This is a genomic window from Actinoplanes sp. CA-015351 (assembly GCF_050955685.1).
Lineage (GTDB): Bacteria > Actinomycetota > Actinomycetes > Mycobacteriales > Micromonosporaceae > Actinoplanes.
Genome location: NZ_CP192102.1, coordinates 3,813,911 through 3,829,762, shown reverse-complemented (window position 1 = coordinate 3,829,762; position 15,852 = coordinate 3,813,911). Strand labels below are relative to the sequence as shown.

The window sequence follows — 15,852 nt, the reverse complement described above, 5'->3', positions numbered from 1 at the left end:
CAAGCATTCAGCATCGGTGCACAGTGGGCAAGTTTGCCCAGCGAGAACCCTCGGCGGCCCTGGGTTCGCCGGACTGTGAGTTTTTCCTCGCGCTACTGTCCCGGGACAAGGGTTGCCGGAAGGTACGAACGGCGTGCACCTTGTGACCAGGATGACGAAGGGTGAAGCGTGTCGATGGACTTTCCCGCCGCCACCGCCGACCAGTGGCGGGGCCTCGCCCTCGCAGCGCTGCGCAGGTCCGGTGGCGCGACCGAGGACACCACCCTGGACCAGGTCGACGACCTGCTGGCCACGGCCACCTACGGCGGGCTGACGGTCGCGGCCCTGCACACCCCGGACACCGCCTCGCTGCCGGAGACCGGTCTGCCCGGCCAGCAGCCGTTCGTCCGCGGCGCCCGCGCCGCCGGCGCTGTCGCGGGTGGCTGGGACATCCGCCAGCGCTACGCCGAGCCGGAGCCCACGGAACTCCGTGAGGCGGTCCTCGGCGACCTGGAGAACGGCACCACCTCGGTGTGGCTCGCCGTCGGCAGCGGCGCGCTGCCGCTCGATGCCCTGCCGGAAGCACTCGATGGGGTGTATCTGGACCTGGCCGCCGTGGTCCTCGACCCGGGAGACGCCTTCGTCCCGGCCTCCCGCGCGTGGTTCGATCTGCTCGCCGCCCGCGACGTCGAGCCCGGCAAGGCCGCCGGCGGTTTCGGCGCCGACCCGCTGGGCTGGCGCGCCCGTACGGGTGACACCGCCGGCCTCGCCGGCGCCCTGACCGACGCCGCCGCCCTGGCCGGCCGCTGTGTCGCCGACGCACCGGGCCTGCGGGCGATCACGGTGGACGCCACGATCCACCACGACGCCGGTGGCTCCGAGGTGGAGGAGATCGGCTGCGCGGTCGCGGCCGGGGTCGCGTACCTGCGCGCCCTGACCGGCGCCGGTCTGCCGGTACGCGCGGCGCTGAGCCAGATCGAGTTCCGGTACGCGGCAACCGTCGACCAGTTCGCCACCATCGCCAAGCTGCGCGCCGCCCGCCGGTTGTGGGCCCGGGTCGCCGAGTTGTCCGAGGCCGCCGACGATGGTGGGCAGCGTCAGCACGCGGTGACGTCGTCGGCCATGATGGCCGCCCGTGACCCGTGGGTGAACCTGCTGCGCACCACGATCGCCTCCTTCGCCGCCGGGGTCGGCGGCGCGGACGCGGTCACGGTCCTGCCGTTCGACACGCGCCTCGGCCGGCCCGACGCGTTCTCCCGGCGGCTGGCCCGCAACACGCAGATCCTGCTGGTCGAGGAAGCCCACGTCGCCCGGGTCCTCGATCCGGCCGGCGGGTCCTGGTACGTGGAGAGTTACACCGAGCAGCTCGCGCAGGCCGCCTGGCAGTGGTTCACCGAGATCGAACGCGCCGGTGGCCTGGCCGCCGCGCTCGACAGCGGACTGGTCGCCGACCGGCTCGCCACGGCATGGGACGCGCGGGCGGCCGATCTCGCCCACCGCCGCAGCCCGATCACCGGGGTCAGCGAGTTCCCGAACCTGGGTGAGCAGCTCCCGGCACGCCGGCCCGCCGCCGCGCCGGTGGGTGGCGGTCTGCCCCAGCATCGGTACGCGGAGGCGTTCGAGCGGTTGCGCGACCGCAGTGACGCGTACCTGGCCGCCACCGGCAGCCGGCCGGTCGTGCACCTCGCCACGCTCGGTTCACCTGCGGCGTACGGGCCCCGGGTCACGTTTGCCACGAACCTGTTCGCCGCCGGTGGCATCGCCGTCAGCACCGAGCACGGTTCGGTGGTGGCCTGCGTGTGCGGGCCCGACAAGGCGTACCCGGAGCAGGCCTCCCCGCTGGCCGAGCGGTTGCGGGCGGCCGGCGCCGGCCGGGTGCTGCTGGCCGGCCGCGGCGACTACCCGGGTGTCGACGGATACCTGTTCGCCGGCGGTGACGCCGTCGCGTTGCTGACCACCACATTGGCCGACCTGGGAGTACCGGAGTGATCCCCGATTTCTCCACCGCGAAACTGACCGCCGCCACTCCGGCGCCGGGCGCCGGCAAGGCGTGGCAGGCCGCGGTGCTCGCCGAGACCGGCCGGACCGCCGAGGACCTGCTCTGGCGTACGCCGGAGGGCATCGCGGTCCCGCCGCTGTTCACCGGCGCGGACCTGTCCGGCCTGGACTTCCTGGACACCTATCCGGGCATCGCGCCCTACCTGCGCGGGCCGTACCCCACCATGTACGTGAACCAGCCGTGGACGATCCGCCAGTACGCGGGATTCTCCACCGCCGAGGAGTCCAACGCGTTCTACCGGCGCAACCTGGCCGCCGGGCAGAAGGGCCTGTCGGTCGCGTTCGACCTGCCGACGCACCGCGGTTACGACTCCGACCACCCGCGGGTCACCGGTGACGTCGGGATGGCCGGTGTCGCGATCGACTCCATCTACGACATGCGGCAACTCTTCGACGGCATCCCGCTGGACAAGATGAGCGTGTCGATGACGATGAACGGCGCGGTGCTGCCGATCCTCGCCCTCTACATCGTCGCGGCCGAGGAACAGGGTGTCGCGCCGGAGCAGCTGTCCGGCACGATCCAGAACGACATCCTCAAAGAGTTCATGGTCCGTAACACCTACATCTACCCGCCCGAACCGTCGATGCGGATCATCTCCGACATCTTCTCGTTCACCTCGCAGCGGATGCCCCGCTTCAACTCGATCTCCATCTCCGGCTATCACATCCAGGAAGCCGGAGCGACCGCCGACCTGGAACTCGCGTACACCCTCGCCGACGGCGTGGAATACCTGCGGGCAGGCCGTGCCGCCGGGCTCGACGTCGACGCGTTCGCGCCGAGGTTGTCGTTCTTCTGGGCGATCGGCATGAACTTCTTCATGGAGGTCGCGAAACTCCGCGCCGGCCGCCTGCTCTGGGCGCGGCTCGTGCGCGAGTTCGCGCCGAAGGACCCCCGGTCGCTGAGCCTGCGGGCGCACTGCCAGACCTCCGGCTGGTCGCTCACCGCCCAGGACGTCTACAACAACGTCATGCGTACGTGTATCGAGGCGATGGCCGCAACACAGGGCCACACCCAGTCGCTGCACACCAACGCCCTCGACGAAGCGCTCGCCCTGCCGACGGACTTCTCCGCCCGGATCGCCCGCAACACCCAGCTGCTCATCCAGCAGGAGTCCGGCACCACCCGCGCCATCGACCCGTGGGGCGGCAGCGCCTACGTCGAACGCCTCACCCACGACCTGGCCGCCCGTGCCTGGGAACACATCACCGAGGTCGAGGCCGCCGGCGGCATGGCCCGGGCCATCGACGAGGGCATCCCAAAGATGCGCATCGAGGAGGCCGCGGCCCGCACCCAGGCCCGCATCGACTCCGGCCGCCAGCCCGTCATCGGCGTCAACAAGTACCGTCCGGCCGCCGACCAGCCGATCGACGTCCTCAAGGTCGACAACGCCGCGGTCCGGGCCAGCCAGGTCGAGAAGCTGCGCCGGCTGCGCGCGGAACGCGACGAGGGCGCCTGCGTCGCCACGCTGGAGGCGCTGACCAGGGCCGCCGGTGGTGAACCCGGTGCGAACCTGCTCGCCCTCGCCGTCGACGCGGCCCGCGCGAAAGCCACCGTCGGCGAGATCTCCGACGCCCTGGAGAAGGTCTACGGACGGCACACCGCCCGCATTCGTACGATCTCCGGGGTCTACCGGCAGGAAGCGGGAACGGTGAGCAACATCGAACAGGCCCGGGCCGCCGCCGCCGCGTTCGCCGACGCCGAGGGCCGCCAGCCGCGCATCCTGGTCGCCAAGATGGGCCAGGACGGCCACGACCGGGGTCAGAAAGTCGTCGCGACGGCGTTCGCGGACCTCGGCTTCGACGTGGACGTGGGCCCCCTGTTCGCCACCCCGGCCGAGGTGGCCCGCCAGGCCATCGAAGCCGACGTGCACATTGTCGGCGTCAACTCCCTGGCCGCCGGGCACCTCACCCTCATCCCCGCACTCCGCGAGGAACTCACCGCACAGGGCCGCGAGGACATCGTGATCATCGCCGGTGGGGTGATCCCGCCGCAGGACTACGACGCCCTGCGCGCGGCCGGCGCAGCCGCCATCTTCGCCCCCGGCACGGTCCTCGCCGACGCCGCGATCGAGCTGCTCGCCGACCTGGCCGAGCGGCTCGGCCACCCCGCCACGGCGTGATGGCCCGTCCTCCGGTCGACGTCGAGGAGATGGCGGCGGGTGTCCGCGCCGGCACGCCGGCCTGGGTGGCCCGCGCCATCACCCTGGTCGAGTCCACCCGCCGCGACCACCAGGTGCTGGCCCAGCAGTTGCTGACGCTGCTCACCCCGGACGCCGGCCGGTCGCACCGGATCGGGATCAGCGGCGTGCCCGGAGTCGGGAAGTCGACCTTCATCGACGCGCTCGGCACCGACCTCACCGCCGACGGGCACCGGGTCGCCGTGCTGGCCGTCGACCCGTCGTCGACGCGTACCCGGGGCAGCATCCTCGGCGACAAGACCCGGATGGCACGGCTCGCCGCGGATCCCGCCGCTTTCGTACGCCCATCGCCCACCGCCGGCACGCTCGGCGGCGTCGCCAAGGCCACCCGCGAGGCCATCGTCGTCGTCGAGGCCGCCGGATACGACATCGTCATCGTGGAAACCGTCGGCGTCGGCCAGTCCGAAACCGCGGTGGCCGACATGGTCGACTCGTTCCTGCTGCTGGCCCTGGCCCGCACCGGCGACCAGCTCCAGGGCATCAAGAAAGGCATCCTGGAACTGGCCGACGTCATCACCATCAACAAAGCCGACGGCCCGCACGCCACCGAGGCGAAGAGCGCGGCCCGAGAGCTGTCCGGCGCACTGCGCCTGCTGCGCGGCGACTCGCTCTGGACGACACCGGTGCTCACCTGCAGCGCGGTGGAAGGCACCGGCGTCAAGGACGTCTGGTCCCAGCTGACCGCCCACCGACTCCAGACCGGCGACGAGTTCGCCGCGCGACGCCGCCGCCAGCAGGTCGGCTGGATGTGGGCGATGGCCCGCGAAACCGTCCTGAACCGCTTCGACACCAACCCGGCGGTCCGCACCACCGGCAAGCAGGCGGAGCAGCACATCCTGGACGGCACCCTCACCCCGGCCCAGGCGGTGCAGCAGCTACTCACCGCCTTCGACACGAACGGCCCAGTGCGCGACGCCGAGAAGTAGACCCACCGGTTGACCGACTGGCGCCCGACCTCCGACTCGCTGGCCGGCCTGCTCCAGTTCTCTCCATACGCGAAGGCTGTCCTGCGCCTGTTCCAGCCCCTCACCCGTCTCGCCACGGAGACGGCGACCGAGGCGGCAGTGCTCGCTGCCGTCTCGGCCGGAGCCAGCGTCAACGCGACCGCTGACCATCTGCGGTTCGTCGGCGCGTGGTCGATGAGCGCGCATCGCTTTCACGCGGCCGACGATTCAGAATGGGGAGATGAACGAGTTCGATGTGAACGCGAAGGACGCGGAGCTGACGTTGCTCCGCCAGATCGCGGACGAGATGATCTCCAACTTCGGGATCGACCGGGACGAGGCGAACGGCCGGATCCGCCGCCAGTGGGGCGGCATGGAGTTCCGCAGCAAGTACGCCTACATGGCGCTGCGGCACCGGGACGCCCACGAATGGGCATACCAGATCTACTACAACGGACAGATGTGGTGGCTCGACGGGGTCGAGCTCACCCCGACCCCTTATCCGTGACCGCATCCTCATCCACGCCGCCGCCGGAGGACGTTTGGGCTGGCTCTGACCGGCTGGTCAGGCGGGAACGGTCCAGGTGGGCTCCAGGTTGATCACGTCGCCGGTGATGGCGACCAGGTCGGCTGCCAGCTCTGCCCGGTCGCGCAGGGTGTTGAAATGGTCGTCGAGGTAATGCTGGTGGTCGGCGGCCGAGCGCCACGCTGACAGGACCAGGAACTCGGTCTCGCCGCTCTGTGCGAACACGCCACCACACATGCCGGGCGCTGCTGTCATGCCGGGATTCCAGACCTCTTTCTGCGTACCCACGAAGTGGTCCTGGCGGCCTGGGCGCACGTGGCAGTGGGCGAGTCGCAGGAGCGCGACCGCCGTCAGGTCGGCGGGGAAGCCGCCGCCGATGTCGAGCCGGCGATCGAGGACGCGGACTCGCACGTCGTCATAGGTGCCGGCCTGGTGGGCCGCGATGCGGTCGTGATCGCGGCCCATGAATGCCTGGTAGTGGTCCGGGTCGCTCCAGAACCCGACGATCTGCGCCGCCTCTCTGCCCCAGCCACCGGCCTGGCCGAGAAATCCGGGAACGCCCTGAAGCTCGGCCCAGGCGTGCTGGCCCTGGCCGAATGCCGCCCGGGTCGACGTCTGGCAGGTGATCCATTTAACGAGCATGAGCACCTCCTCACCTATCGGTGATAGAGAGTATGGTCGAGTACGTGAAATTCCAGGTCCTCGATATCCTGCCGAACATCACAAACCCGGTGACCGGCCGGGAGATCCGGCCCGACGAGCGGTTCTCCCAGGCCCTGACCTCGGCCCGCTACGCCGAGGAGTTCGGTTTCGACGCCGTCGCCATCGGTGAGCGGCACGCCGGGGCGTTCCTGTCCAGCGGCGCCGGTGTGCTGCTCGGCGCGGTCGCGGCCACCACCAGCCGGGTCCGGATCATGACCGGGGTCTCGGTGCTGTCGATCGCCGACCCGCTGCGCGTCGCCGAGGACTACGCCACCGTCGACCAGCTCTCCCGTGGCCGCCTCGAGCTGGTGATCGGCAAGGGCAACGAGCTGCGGCAGCTGCCGATGTTCGGGATCACCAACGGCGACCAGTGGGACGCGCTCGCCGAGAAGTACGAGCTGCTGCGCCGGCTGTGGCGCGAGGAGAACGTCACCTGGCAGGGCCGTTTCCGGGCGCCACTGGACGAGGTCACCAGCCTGCCCCGGCCGTACGCCGGCGCCCCGCGCGTCTGGCACGGCTCGGCCACCACGCAGACCTCGGCGGAACTCGCCGCGACCTGGGGTGACCCGCTCTTCTCGGCCAACGCGATCCAGCCCCGTGACAACTACACCGTTCTCATCGACCACTACCGGCAGCGGTACGCCGAACACGGCCACGACCCGCGCCTGGCGTACGTCGGCGCGGGCGCCGGGTTCCTGTTCCTGGCCGACACCACGCAGCAGGCCCGGGAGGCGTTCGGCCCGACCTACGAGAAGATCGTGGCGTACTTCAATCAGCCGGGGAACCACACGCCCGGCAACGCGATGACCTTCGCGACCATCGACGACGCCATCGCCCGCGGGCCGGTCCTGGTCGGTTCGCCGCAGCAGGTCGCCGAGAAGATCCTCTGGTTTCACGAGGCGTTCGGCCACGATCTGCAGTCGTTCAGCCTGCCCACGATGATCCCGCACGAGCAGCAGCTGGCGATGCTCGAACGACTCGCCGCCGACGTCATCCCGGTCGTCCGCAAGGCCGCGCCGACCACGCTCTGGAGCGACCAGGACCCGTACGGCGGACGCCCGGCCGCCTACGGCCGCACCACCCCCGACGCCGCCGCCGAGATCGAGAAGGCCCGGACATCCTCGGAAGCGCCACACCGCGGGTAAGCGCAGCTCCGCGCTCATTTCCGGCCCATCCGCGCCGATAGGACCACTACAGGGACAGCACAGCAGCAAACGGCGTTGCGCGGATCGATGGGACCAGCCGTGAACTTTCGCTCACGGGTGACACGCACCCTCGGTTTCGCTGCTCTGTACCTGGCCGCCACGTACGCCGGCCGGCTCACCGTCATGGACGACACCAACCTGAGCCTGGTGTGGCCGGCCGCGGGCGTCTCCGCGGTGTGGTTCCTGGCTCAGTGGTCGTCGCCGTGGCGAATCCTGGACGTCATCGCGCTCAGCGTGGTGACCATGTTCGTGAACGTGGCGACCGGCGCGCCCGTGGTGCTCGCGGAGTGGTTCGTGGTGGCGAACCTGGCGCAGGCCTGGCTGTTCGTCCACCTGTTCCGCCGATGGCTGCCGCATCTCTGGGGCGGCGGCGGTGACCGGCCGCTGGCCCGGCTCGGTGAACTGTGGCCGCTCGCGACGGCTGCGTTCCTGAGCACGGCCTGCGGGGCGCTGATCGGGCCGACCGGGGTCTGGGTGGTCAACGGCGACTACTCCTGGCCGGCCACCGCGGTCTGGCTCACCCGCAACACCGTCAGCATCCTGCTGATCGGCGCCACCGGTCTGCGCCTGGGTCATCTGGTACGCGTACGCCTGCCCCAGCTGTCCCGCGCGGATCTGCGCGCCGCCTGGTCCCGGGTGAGCGCCCCTCGCCGGCTGGAGTACGTGGCCGTGCTGGTCCTCTCGGCCGCCGCCTACTTCGCCGTGTTCGGGGTGAACAGGTCCCTGCCGCTGGCGTTCACGGTGATCGCGATGACCATCTGGGCGGGTTCGCGGCTGCACACCGCCTTCGTGGTGGTGCACGACCTGCTGTTCGGCTCGGTGGCCGTGCTGTTCACCCTCAACGGGTACGGCGTGTTCGCGCAGGTCGAATCGCATGCCGCCCGGGCCCTCGTCGCCCAGGTCTTCGTCGGCATGATCGCCGTGGTCGGGCTGGCCTTGGCGCTGGGACGCGACGAACGGATCGCCCTGGTCAGGGACCTGCGTACCGCCCAGCGGGCAGCGATCGGGCAGGCCAAGCTGATGAACGCCATCGTCGACTCGCTGAGCGAAGGGCTCACCGTGGTCGACGAGCAGGGCCGCCTGCTGCTGCGCAACCCCGCTGTGCGTCACCTGATGGGCGGGTTGACCAGCGCTTCCGGTGAGGTGGCGCAGCCGGACTACTACGGGCTGTTCCATCCGGACGGCTCGCCGGTGCATCCCGACGAGATGCCGCACCGGCTCGCCCTGACCGGGCGCGAGATCCGCGGCATCGACATCCTGGTCCGTAACCCCGGTGTGCCGGACGGCCGCATCCTCAGCGTCAGCTCCCGGACCCTGCCCGTGGACCAGGACGGCGTCCGCCGCGCGGTGACCGTCTTCCACGACGTCACCGCCGAACGGCGCCACCGCGGAGAGCTGGCGTCCTTCGCCGGGGTGGTCGCCCACGACCTGCTCAACCCGCTGAGCACGGTCGAGGGCTGGACCGAGGCTCTCTCGGACACGTTCGCCGAGTCCGATCATCCTGACGCCGCCGAGGCACGCGACGGGCTGGCCCGCATCGACCGGGCCGCGGTCCGGATGCGGAACCTGATCAATGACCTGCTGGCGTACACCACCGCCCGCGACGCCACGGTGGCCTTCGCGCCGACCAGCCTGCGCGAGATCGCGGAGGACATCGCGACCGGCCGCATCGACCAGGCCGAGAGCACCGGCAAACCCGCGCCGATCTTCACTATCGAGGAACTTCATCAGGTGTACGCCGATGCGGTCCTGCTCCGGCAGCTGCTCGACAATCTGATCAGCAACGCCGTGAAGTACACCGCGCCCGGCGTCACCCCCGCGCTGCACGTCCACACCGAGCTGGCCGACGGCATGGTCACGGTGATCATCGACGACAACGGCATCGGGATCCCGGCCGGTCAGCACGGCCGGATCTTCGACAACTTCCACCGGGCGCACCCCGGCGCCGCGTACACCGGAACGGGTTTGGGTCTGGGCATCTGCAAACGCATTGTGGAACGGCACGGCGGCACCATCGCCGCTGCCGACAACCCGAGCGGTCAGGGGTCGCGGTTCACGTTCACCCTGCCCGCGGATGCGAGCAAAGCGCCGGCCGCCGGCGCCGACGAGCGTCCTCCGGCCGCCGAACCGCAGGCAGAAGCGACACCACGCCCCGAAGCCGCCACGGACGGCAACCCCGCGCCGCTGCCCGCCGCCGCTGCCTTCGAACACGCCGCCCACCTGGTCCTGGAGTACCTGCACGAGCAGATCCCGCTGGCCTTCTGGGCGGTCACCCGGGTGGAGAACGGCCGGCAGACCTACCTCTATCTCGATGCCGACAACGGGTACGGGCTACGGCAGGGCCAGAGCCACGCCTGGGCGGACAGCTTCTGCGTGCACATGGCCGCCGGTGACGCGCCGGCTGTCGCCCGCGACGCCCAGGCCGTCCCGCTGTACGCGAACGCCGCCGTCAACAACGCCCTGGAGATCGGCACCTACGCGGGCGCCGCCATCACCGAGCCGGACGGTTCGCTGTTCGGCGCGATCTGCGGTCTCGACCCCCGTACCCACACCGGTGACCTGCGGATGGCGCACGCCGAGCCGTTGCTCGCCCTGCTGGGACAGCTGCTCACCGGCGCCCTGGCGTCCGACCGCGCGCAGAGCCGGTCCACCAACGCGCTGCTGCGTGAGCAGCTCAGCGCCGACACCGACGTGCTGACCGGGCTGCCGAACCGGCGCGCCTGGGATCGCGGGATCGCCGAATGGCAGGCGCACTACCAGCGGCTGGCCGACCCCACCGTGATCGTGATGATCGACCTCGACCGGCTGAGAACGGTCAACGACACCCTCGGTCACCCGGCCGGCGACGCCTATCTGCAGGCCGCGGCCTCCGCCGCGCGCAGCGTCATCCGCGACACCGACCTGATCGCCCGGCTCGGCGGTGACAGGTTCGGCCTGCTGCTGGCGCACTGCGACCAGGCCAGCGCCGACGCCGTCACCACCCGGCTGCACCTCGAACTCGCGGCCGCCGGCGTGACCGCCTCCATCGGCTGGGCGTCGATCACGCCCGAGCAGGGCTTCACCGCCGCGCTGGAGGCGGCCGGCGCGGCCGTGTCTGCCGCGAAACAGCAGCGCCGCACCGATCCCTCCACCGCCTCGGCCGGGTGAGATACTGGTGTCGATCTTTCCCCGTGACGCCAGGAGCCTCCGCTGAACGACGTCGCATTCGAGCTCCCGGTCGCATGGGAGCTCCCTGTCGCTTTCGAGCTAGCGGTTCAGGACACGCACGGTCTGTCGGTCGCCGCCCGGCTCGCGGTGGACCGGATCGAGCTGTGTGTCGCGCTCCCGCTCGGCGGGCTCACGCCCTCGCTCGCCTTCATCGAGGCCGCCGTGGCCACCCCCGGCATCCCGCCCGTGCACGTTCTGGTGCGTCCCCGGCCGGGCGGTTTCGACTACGCCCCGGACGAGGCCGACCTGATCGTCCACGACGTGCGGCACGCCGTGTCGGCCGGTGCGTCCGGCGTCGTCGTCGGTGGCGTTCGCGCCGGTCAGGTCGACTCCGACCTGGTCAAGCGGGTCGTCGACGCCGCCTGCGGCGCCGACGTCACCTTCCATCGCGCGTTCGACACGCTCAGCGACCCGCCGGCGGCTCTCGACGTTCTCGCCCATCTGGGGGTACGCCGAGTGCTCACCTCAGCCGGGGCCGACTCCGTGGCCGACGCCCTGCCGGCGCTCACGTCCCTGGTCGGGGCCGCCGCCGGCCGCATCGAGATCATGGCGGGTGGTGGCGTGCGTCCCGAGGTCGTCGCCGGCCTGATGCGCACCGGCGTGCCGGCCGTGCACGCGTCGGCGAAACGCACCGTCGCGGACACGGTCGGCGTGGGCCTGGGCACCGCTGCCCCGGCCGGCGGCTCCGGCCGGGAGACCACCGACGAGGCGCAGGTCGCGGCGATCCTGGCAGCGCTGCGCCCCTGATCGGCGGGGTCAGTCGCCCTTGACGTTGACGATCTGGCGCAGCGTGTGCCGGATCTCCACGAGCGAATCGGCGTCGTTCATGACGACGTCGATCGGCTTGTACGCCTGCGGGATCTCGTCGAGGAACGCGTCGGTGTCGCGGTACTCGATGCCCTTCATCGCCTCGCGCAGCTGCTCGCGGGTGAAGGTCTTCCGAGCCTTCGACCGCGAGTAGTTGCGCCCGGCGCCGTGCGGCGACGAGTTCAGCGCGACCGGGTCACCCTTACCGACCACCACGTACGACGCGTCGCCCATCGAACCCGGGATCAGGCCCGGCCGGCCCTTCTCCGCGTTGATCGCGCCCTTGCGGGAGAGCCACACCTTCTTGCCGAAGTGGGTCTCCTGCTCCGTGTAGTTGTGGTGGCACTGCACCCGCTCGAGCTCGGTGACCGGCCCGCCGACGAACGCGGCGAAGCAGTCGATCACCCGGTCCATCATCTCGTCCCGGTTCGCCAGCGCGAAGTCCTGTGCCCACCGCAGCTCACGGATGTACCGCCAGAACTCCTCGGTGCCCTCGGCCAGGTACGCGAGATCCGGGTCGGGCAGACTGATCCACCAGCGCTTCATCGCCTCCTGCGCCACCTTGATGTGATGCGTGGCGATCTTGTTGCCGACACCGCGCGACCCGGAGTGCAGGAACAGCCACACCGCGCCGGTCTCGTCCGCGGTCACCTCGATGAAGTGGTTGCCGCTGCCCAGCGTGCCGAGCTGCAGCTTCCAGTTCCCCGCGTACCGGCCCGGATCGAAGCCGGCCTTGTCCGCCTTGACGGTCAGCTCCTCGACCCGGCGCGTCGCCGTCTCGGTGAGCACCGTGTTGTAGGAGCCCGCCGACAGCGGCACGGCCCGCTCGATCGCGGTACGCAGATCAGCCAGGTGCGGCCCGAGGTCATCGCGGTGGTACTGGGTCCGCACCGCCGCCATGCCGCAGCCGATGTCGACACCGACCGCCGCCGGGATGATCGCCCCGAGCGTCGGGATGACCGAGCCGACAGTGGCGCCCTTCCCGAGGTGCGCGTCGGGCATCAGGGCGATGTGCGGAAAGATGAACGGCAGCGTCGACGCGGCCCGGGCTTGGGCCAGGGTGCCCTCCTCGATCAGGCTGGCCCAGTTGATCAGACGGTCGTTGACGCGCTCCATGACACTTCCCTCCCCGGTCCTTCCGGTCGCCGTCACGGTAACCGCCAAGATCGCCGCCGCGCCTCCGATTAATGAGCCGGACCAGCGCGGGTGCTCCCTCAGGCCAGCGGGTTGTTCGTGTCGCGCAGCAGGTCCAGGGCCGGGGCGTACATCCGGGCCTTGATCGTGCCGAGCACCGAGCCGGCCTTGCCGGCCTGCGCGGCCGCGATCTCGATCGCGGTGGAACGGACCTCGTCCTCGCCGACCGCCTTGTCGACGATCGCGGCGGACGCCGCCTCGGTGCCCGAGTACCGCCGGGCGGTGACCATCGACTCGTGGGCGGTCGCCGGCGAGAGGCGGGCCTGGATCAGCGCGGACATGGCCCGGGTGAACGGGATGCCGATGTCGGCCTCCGGCAGGCACCAGAAACCGCGGTCGGCGCGCATCACCCGGAAGTCGTGGGCCAGCGACAGCATCGCGCCGGCCGCGAACGTGTGACCCTGCAGTGCGGCCACGGTCACCACCGGCAGGGCCAGGAAACGGGCGAACAGGTCGTGGACACTGATCACGTACGCGTCGTACTGATCGCCGTTGACGCCCAGCCAGGCCAGGTCCAGACCGTTGGAGAAGAACTTGCCGGTCGCCGCGGTCACCAGGGCGGACGGGTTCGGCGCCTTCTCGACCTCGTCGAGCGCCGCGTTCACCGACGCGATCCAATCGGGGTGGAACCGGTTCTCGCCGTCCCCGAGGTCGAGGATGAAGACATCGTTCTGACGATCGAGGGTAGGCATCGACGGCTCCGGGGTGTGTGACGGGTGAACCAGCCCGATGCTACTCATGAGTAACTTAAGAGACAAGCGGACACGCGCTTGCCGCGTAAAAACCGGGAGTTCCGGGAAATGACCTACCGTCACAGGCGAGAAGGTGCGGCGTAAGGGGACAGAGTGCAGACGTCTGGTGACCAGAGTCCCCCGCACCCGATACGCCGGACCGGGCTGGACGCGAAACCCGACCCGGCGTTCGACCGGTTCGCGAGCATCGTTCAGCGCACCCTCGGCGTCCCCGTCGCGCTGGTGTCGCTGGTCGACGACGCCCAGCAGGTGTTCCCCGGCGCCTGCGGACTGGCCGAGCCCTGGCAGCAGCAACGATGGACACCGCTGTCGCACTCGTTCTGCCAGCACGTCGTCACCAGCGCCGAGCCCCTGGTGATCACCGATGCCCGCACCGATCCACGCGCCGCCGGGAACCTCGCCGTCACCGAGCTGGGCGTGGTCGGATACGCCGGGATGCCCCTGACCGACGCCGACGGTTACGTGCTCGGCTCCCTGTGCGCCATCGACACCTCGCCCAGGCAGTGGACCACTGACGAGCTCGTCCTGCTCGCCGACCTGGCGGCAGCGTGCTCGGACAGCCTGCGTCTGCGCATCGCCACCCTGGCGGCCGGCGATCGGCTGGGCACCACCGGCGCCGCCTTCGACCGCAGTCAACTGCTGTTGCGCGCCAGCGTCGCCCTGGCCAACACCACCACGGTCGCCGACGTCGTGGACAGCGTCCGTACCCTGGTCACCGGCACCTTGGACCCCGACTACGTCGGCGTGTCCCTGCTCAGTCCCGACGACCACATCGAGCTGCAATCCGGCGCGACCCTGCCGGTCCAGGTCGCCGAACGCTGGCAGCGGTACCAGAAGGCCACCGGCACCCCGTCGGCGCTGGCGGCCCGGACCGGCCGGTCGGTGCTGCTGGCCGACCTCACCGCCGTCGCCGAGCAGGCACCGGACGCCGTGTCGACATTCCACGAGATGGGCTGGCAGGCCGGCGCCAGCATGCCGCTGCCCGGTCCGGACGGCCCGATAGGCGCGCTCACCTTCGCCTGGAAACAGCCCTATCCCCTCGACGACGCGGAACGCACGGTGCTCGCCGCCCTCTCCGGTTACGTCGCGCAGGCCCTGCTGCGCGCCGACTACCTGTTCTCCCGGGAACAGGTCGCCACCCTGCTGCAACAGGCCATGCTCAGCGACCTGCCGGAAACGGCGCCGTTCGAACTGGCCGCCCGGTACGCCCCGGCCACTCGCGGCGAGCATGTCGGCGGCGACTGGTACGACGTCGTCCGCGTGACGGACAACCAGTTCGCGCTGGTCGTCGGTGACGTCGCCGGACACGACATGCGCGCGGCCGGCCGGATGGGACAGCTGCGCAGCATGCTGCGCGCCTACCTCATCGACCGGCAGGAACCGCCGTCCGCACTGCTTCGCCGCCTCGACAACGCCATGCGGATCCTCGACGACCACTTCCCCACCACCGCGGTGCTCGCGTACGTCCAGCCAGACCGCGACGGGTACCGCCTGCAATGGGCCAACGCCGGCCACCCCACGCCGGTCCTGATCGAACGCGACGGCACGGTCAGCCCGCTGACCGGCCGCGACATGCTCCTCGGCGTACGCCACCACACCTCACGCAACGATCACACACGCACGCTTCCACGGGGTTCGACAGTGCTGTTCTACACCGACGGCCTGATCGAGACGCGTACCGATGTCATCGATGTTCGCAAACGCGAACTGCACCAGGTCCTGCGCGGTCTGGCCACCGCGCCCCTCCCCGACCTGCTCGACGAGACGCTGTCCCGGCTCGCCGGCGACAACCACGAGGACGACGTGGCGCTGCTCGCCCTGCGCGTCCCGCACTGAACCGTTTGCATCCCGCCCCGACAGGGCAAGAACAGGGTTGAAGACCCACCGAGTTCCACCAGGCGTCGCGGTGCCAGCAGGCCGAGCGCGTGATCCACGACGTCAGGAATAGCATGGCCGAAACACCCCTGTGGTCGAGCCGCCTGCACGACGAAGGCACCACCCGCATCATCGCCCTCGGCGGGGAACTCGATCTCGCCGCGGCCGACGAACTCCGCCTCACCCTGATCGACCAGCTCGACGAACCCGCCACCGAGGCCGTCGTCGCCGACCTGTCAGCGGTGATCTTCCTCGACTCCGCGGCCCTGGGCGCCCTCGTGGCGGCCCTCAACCACTGCCATCGCACCGGCAAGTCGTTCACCATCACCGGCGCGAGCCCCAGCGTCCGCCAGGTCCTGGACATCACCGGCGTCTACCAGCTCCTGATCGGCAACCCCGATTAAA

General features: G+C 70.6%; 12 protein-coding genes. 9 read left to right on the top strand and 3 right to left on the bottom strand.

The features are described from left to right. The first annotated feature begins 174 nt into the window (after positions 1–174). The 4 genes from ACQP2E_RS17370 to ACQP2E_RS17355 all read left to right on the top strand — a co-directional run bounded on the left by ACQP2E_RS17370 (position 175) and on the right by ACQP2E_RS17355 (position 5,687). Positions 175–1,968 carry a methylmalonyl-CoA mutase family protein gene (locus ACQP2E_RS17370; RefSeq protein ID WP_433832905.1) on the top strand — a complete coding sequence of 598 codons (1,794 nt, stop codon included), beginning with the start codon at positions 175–177 and terminating at the stop codon, positions 1,966–1,968. After that, entirely contained in the window at positions 1,965–4,157 is a 2,193-nt protein-coding gene (gene scpA, locus ACQP2E_RS17365) for a methylmalonyl-CoA mutase (protein ID WP_433832903.1), read from the top strand. The genes ACQP2E_RS17370 and scpA overlap by 4 nt, the downstream gene beginning before the upstream one ends. Further along, on the top strand, positions 4,157–5,161 hold the full coding sequence (gene meaB, locus ACQP2E_RS17360) for a methylmalonyl Co-A mutase-associated GTPase MeaB (protein WP_433832901.1): 1,005 nt from the start codon (positions 4,157–4,159) through the stop codon (positions 5,159–5,161). The genes scpA and meaB overlap by 1 nt, the downstream gene beginning before the upstream one ends. Positions 5,162–5,420: 259 nt before the next feature. After that, positions 5,421–5,687 (top strand): hypothetical protein, encoded by a 267-nt coding sequence (locus ACQP2E_RS17355; RefSeq protein WP_433832899.1) that lies wholly within the window; start codon positions 5,421–5,423, stop codon positions 5,685–5,687. A gap of 57 nt (positions 5,688–5,744) precedes the next feature. Here the strand turns inward: ACQP2E_RS17355 and ACQP2E_RS17350 are convergent, their stop codons facing one another. Further along, positions 5,745–6,347 (bottom strand): DUF4937 domain-containing protein, encoded by a 603-nt coding sequence (locus ACQP2E_RS17350; RefSeq protein ID WP_433832897.1) that lies wholly within the window; start codon positions 6,345–6,347, stop codon positions 5,745–5,747. Between the two features lie 44 nt (positions 6,348–6,391). Between ACQP2E_RS17350 and ACQP2E_RS17345 the strand changes: the two genes are divergently transcribed. The 3 genes from ACQP2E_RS17345 to ACQP2E_RS17335 all read left to right on the top strand — a co-directional run bounded on the left by ACQP2E_RS17345 (position 6,392) and on the right by ACQP2E_RS17335 (position 11,566). Continuing rightward, positions 6,392–7,552 (top strand): LLM class flavin-dependent oxidoreductase, encoded by a 1,161-nt coding sequence (locus tag ACQP2E_RS17345; protein WP_433832895.1) that lies wholly within the window; start codon positions 6,392–6,394, stop codon positions 7,550–7,552. 117 nt (positions 7,553–7,669) lie between these two features. Next, positions 7,670–10,759: a diguanylate cyclase domain-containing protein gene (locus ACQP2E_RS17340; RefSeq protein WP_433832893.1), complete on the top strand. Its 3,090-nt coding sequence runs from the start codon at positions 7,670–7,672 to the stop codon at positions 10,757–10,759. A 147-nt stretch (positions 10,760–10,906) separates the two neighbouring features. Continuing rightward, positions 10,907–11,566 (top strand): copper homeostasis protein CutC, encoded by a 660-nt coding sequence (locus tag ACQP2E_RS17335; protein ID WP_433832891.1) that lies wholly within the window; start codon positions 10,907–10,909, stop codon positions 11,564–11,566. A gap of 9 nt (positions 11,567–11,575) precedes the next feature. On the opposite strand, the gene ACQP2E_RS17330 is transcribed toward ACQP2E_RS17335, so the two are convergent. Both ACQP2E_RS17330 and ACQP2E_RS17325 read right to left on the bottom strand, forming a co-directional pair. Continuing rightward, positions 11,576–12,742 carry an RtcB family protein gene (locus ACQP2E_RS17330; protein ID WP_433832889.1) on the bottom strand — a complete coding sequence of 389 codons (1,167 nt, stop codon included), beginning with the start codon at positions 12,740–12,742 and terminating at the stop codon, positions 11,576–11,578. Positions 12,743–12,840: 98 nt separating this feature from the next. Further along, positions 12,841–13,512, bottom strand: coding sequence for an enoyl-CoA hydratase-related protein (locus tag ACQP2E_RS17325; protein ID WP_433832887.1), 672 nt, complete (start codon positions 13,510–13,512; stop codon positions 12,841–12,843). Positions 13,513–13,665: 153 nt separating this feature from the next. Between ACQP2E_RS17325 and ACQP2E_RS17320 the strand changes: the two genes are divergently transcribed. Together ACQP2E_RS17320 and ACQP2E_RS17315 are read left to right on the top strand one after the other, a co-directional pair. Then, positions 13,666–15,408, top strand: coding sequence for a GAF domain-containing SpoIIE family protein phosphatase (locus tag ACQP2E_RS17320; RefSeq protein WP_433832885.1), 1,743 nt, complete (start codon positions 13,666–13,668; stop codon positions 15,406–15,408). A gap of 113 nt (positions 15,409–15,521) precedes the next feature. After that, complete coding sequence (locus ACQP2E_RS17315) at positions 15,522–15,851, top strand: STAS domain-containing protein (protein WP_433832883.1); 330 nt, start codon at positions 15,522–15,524, stop codon at positions 15,849–15,851. Position 15,852 lies beyond the last annotated feature (1 nt).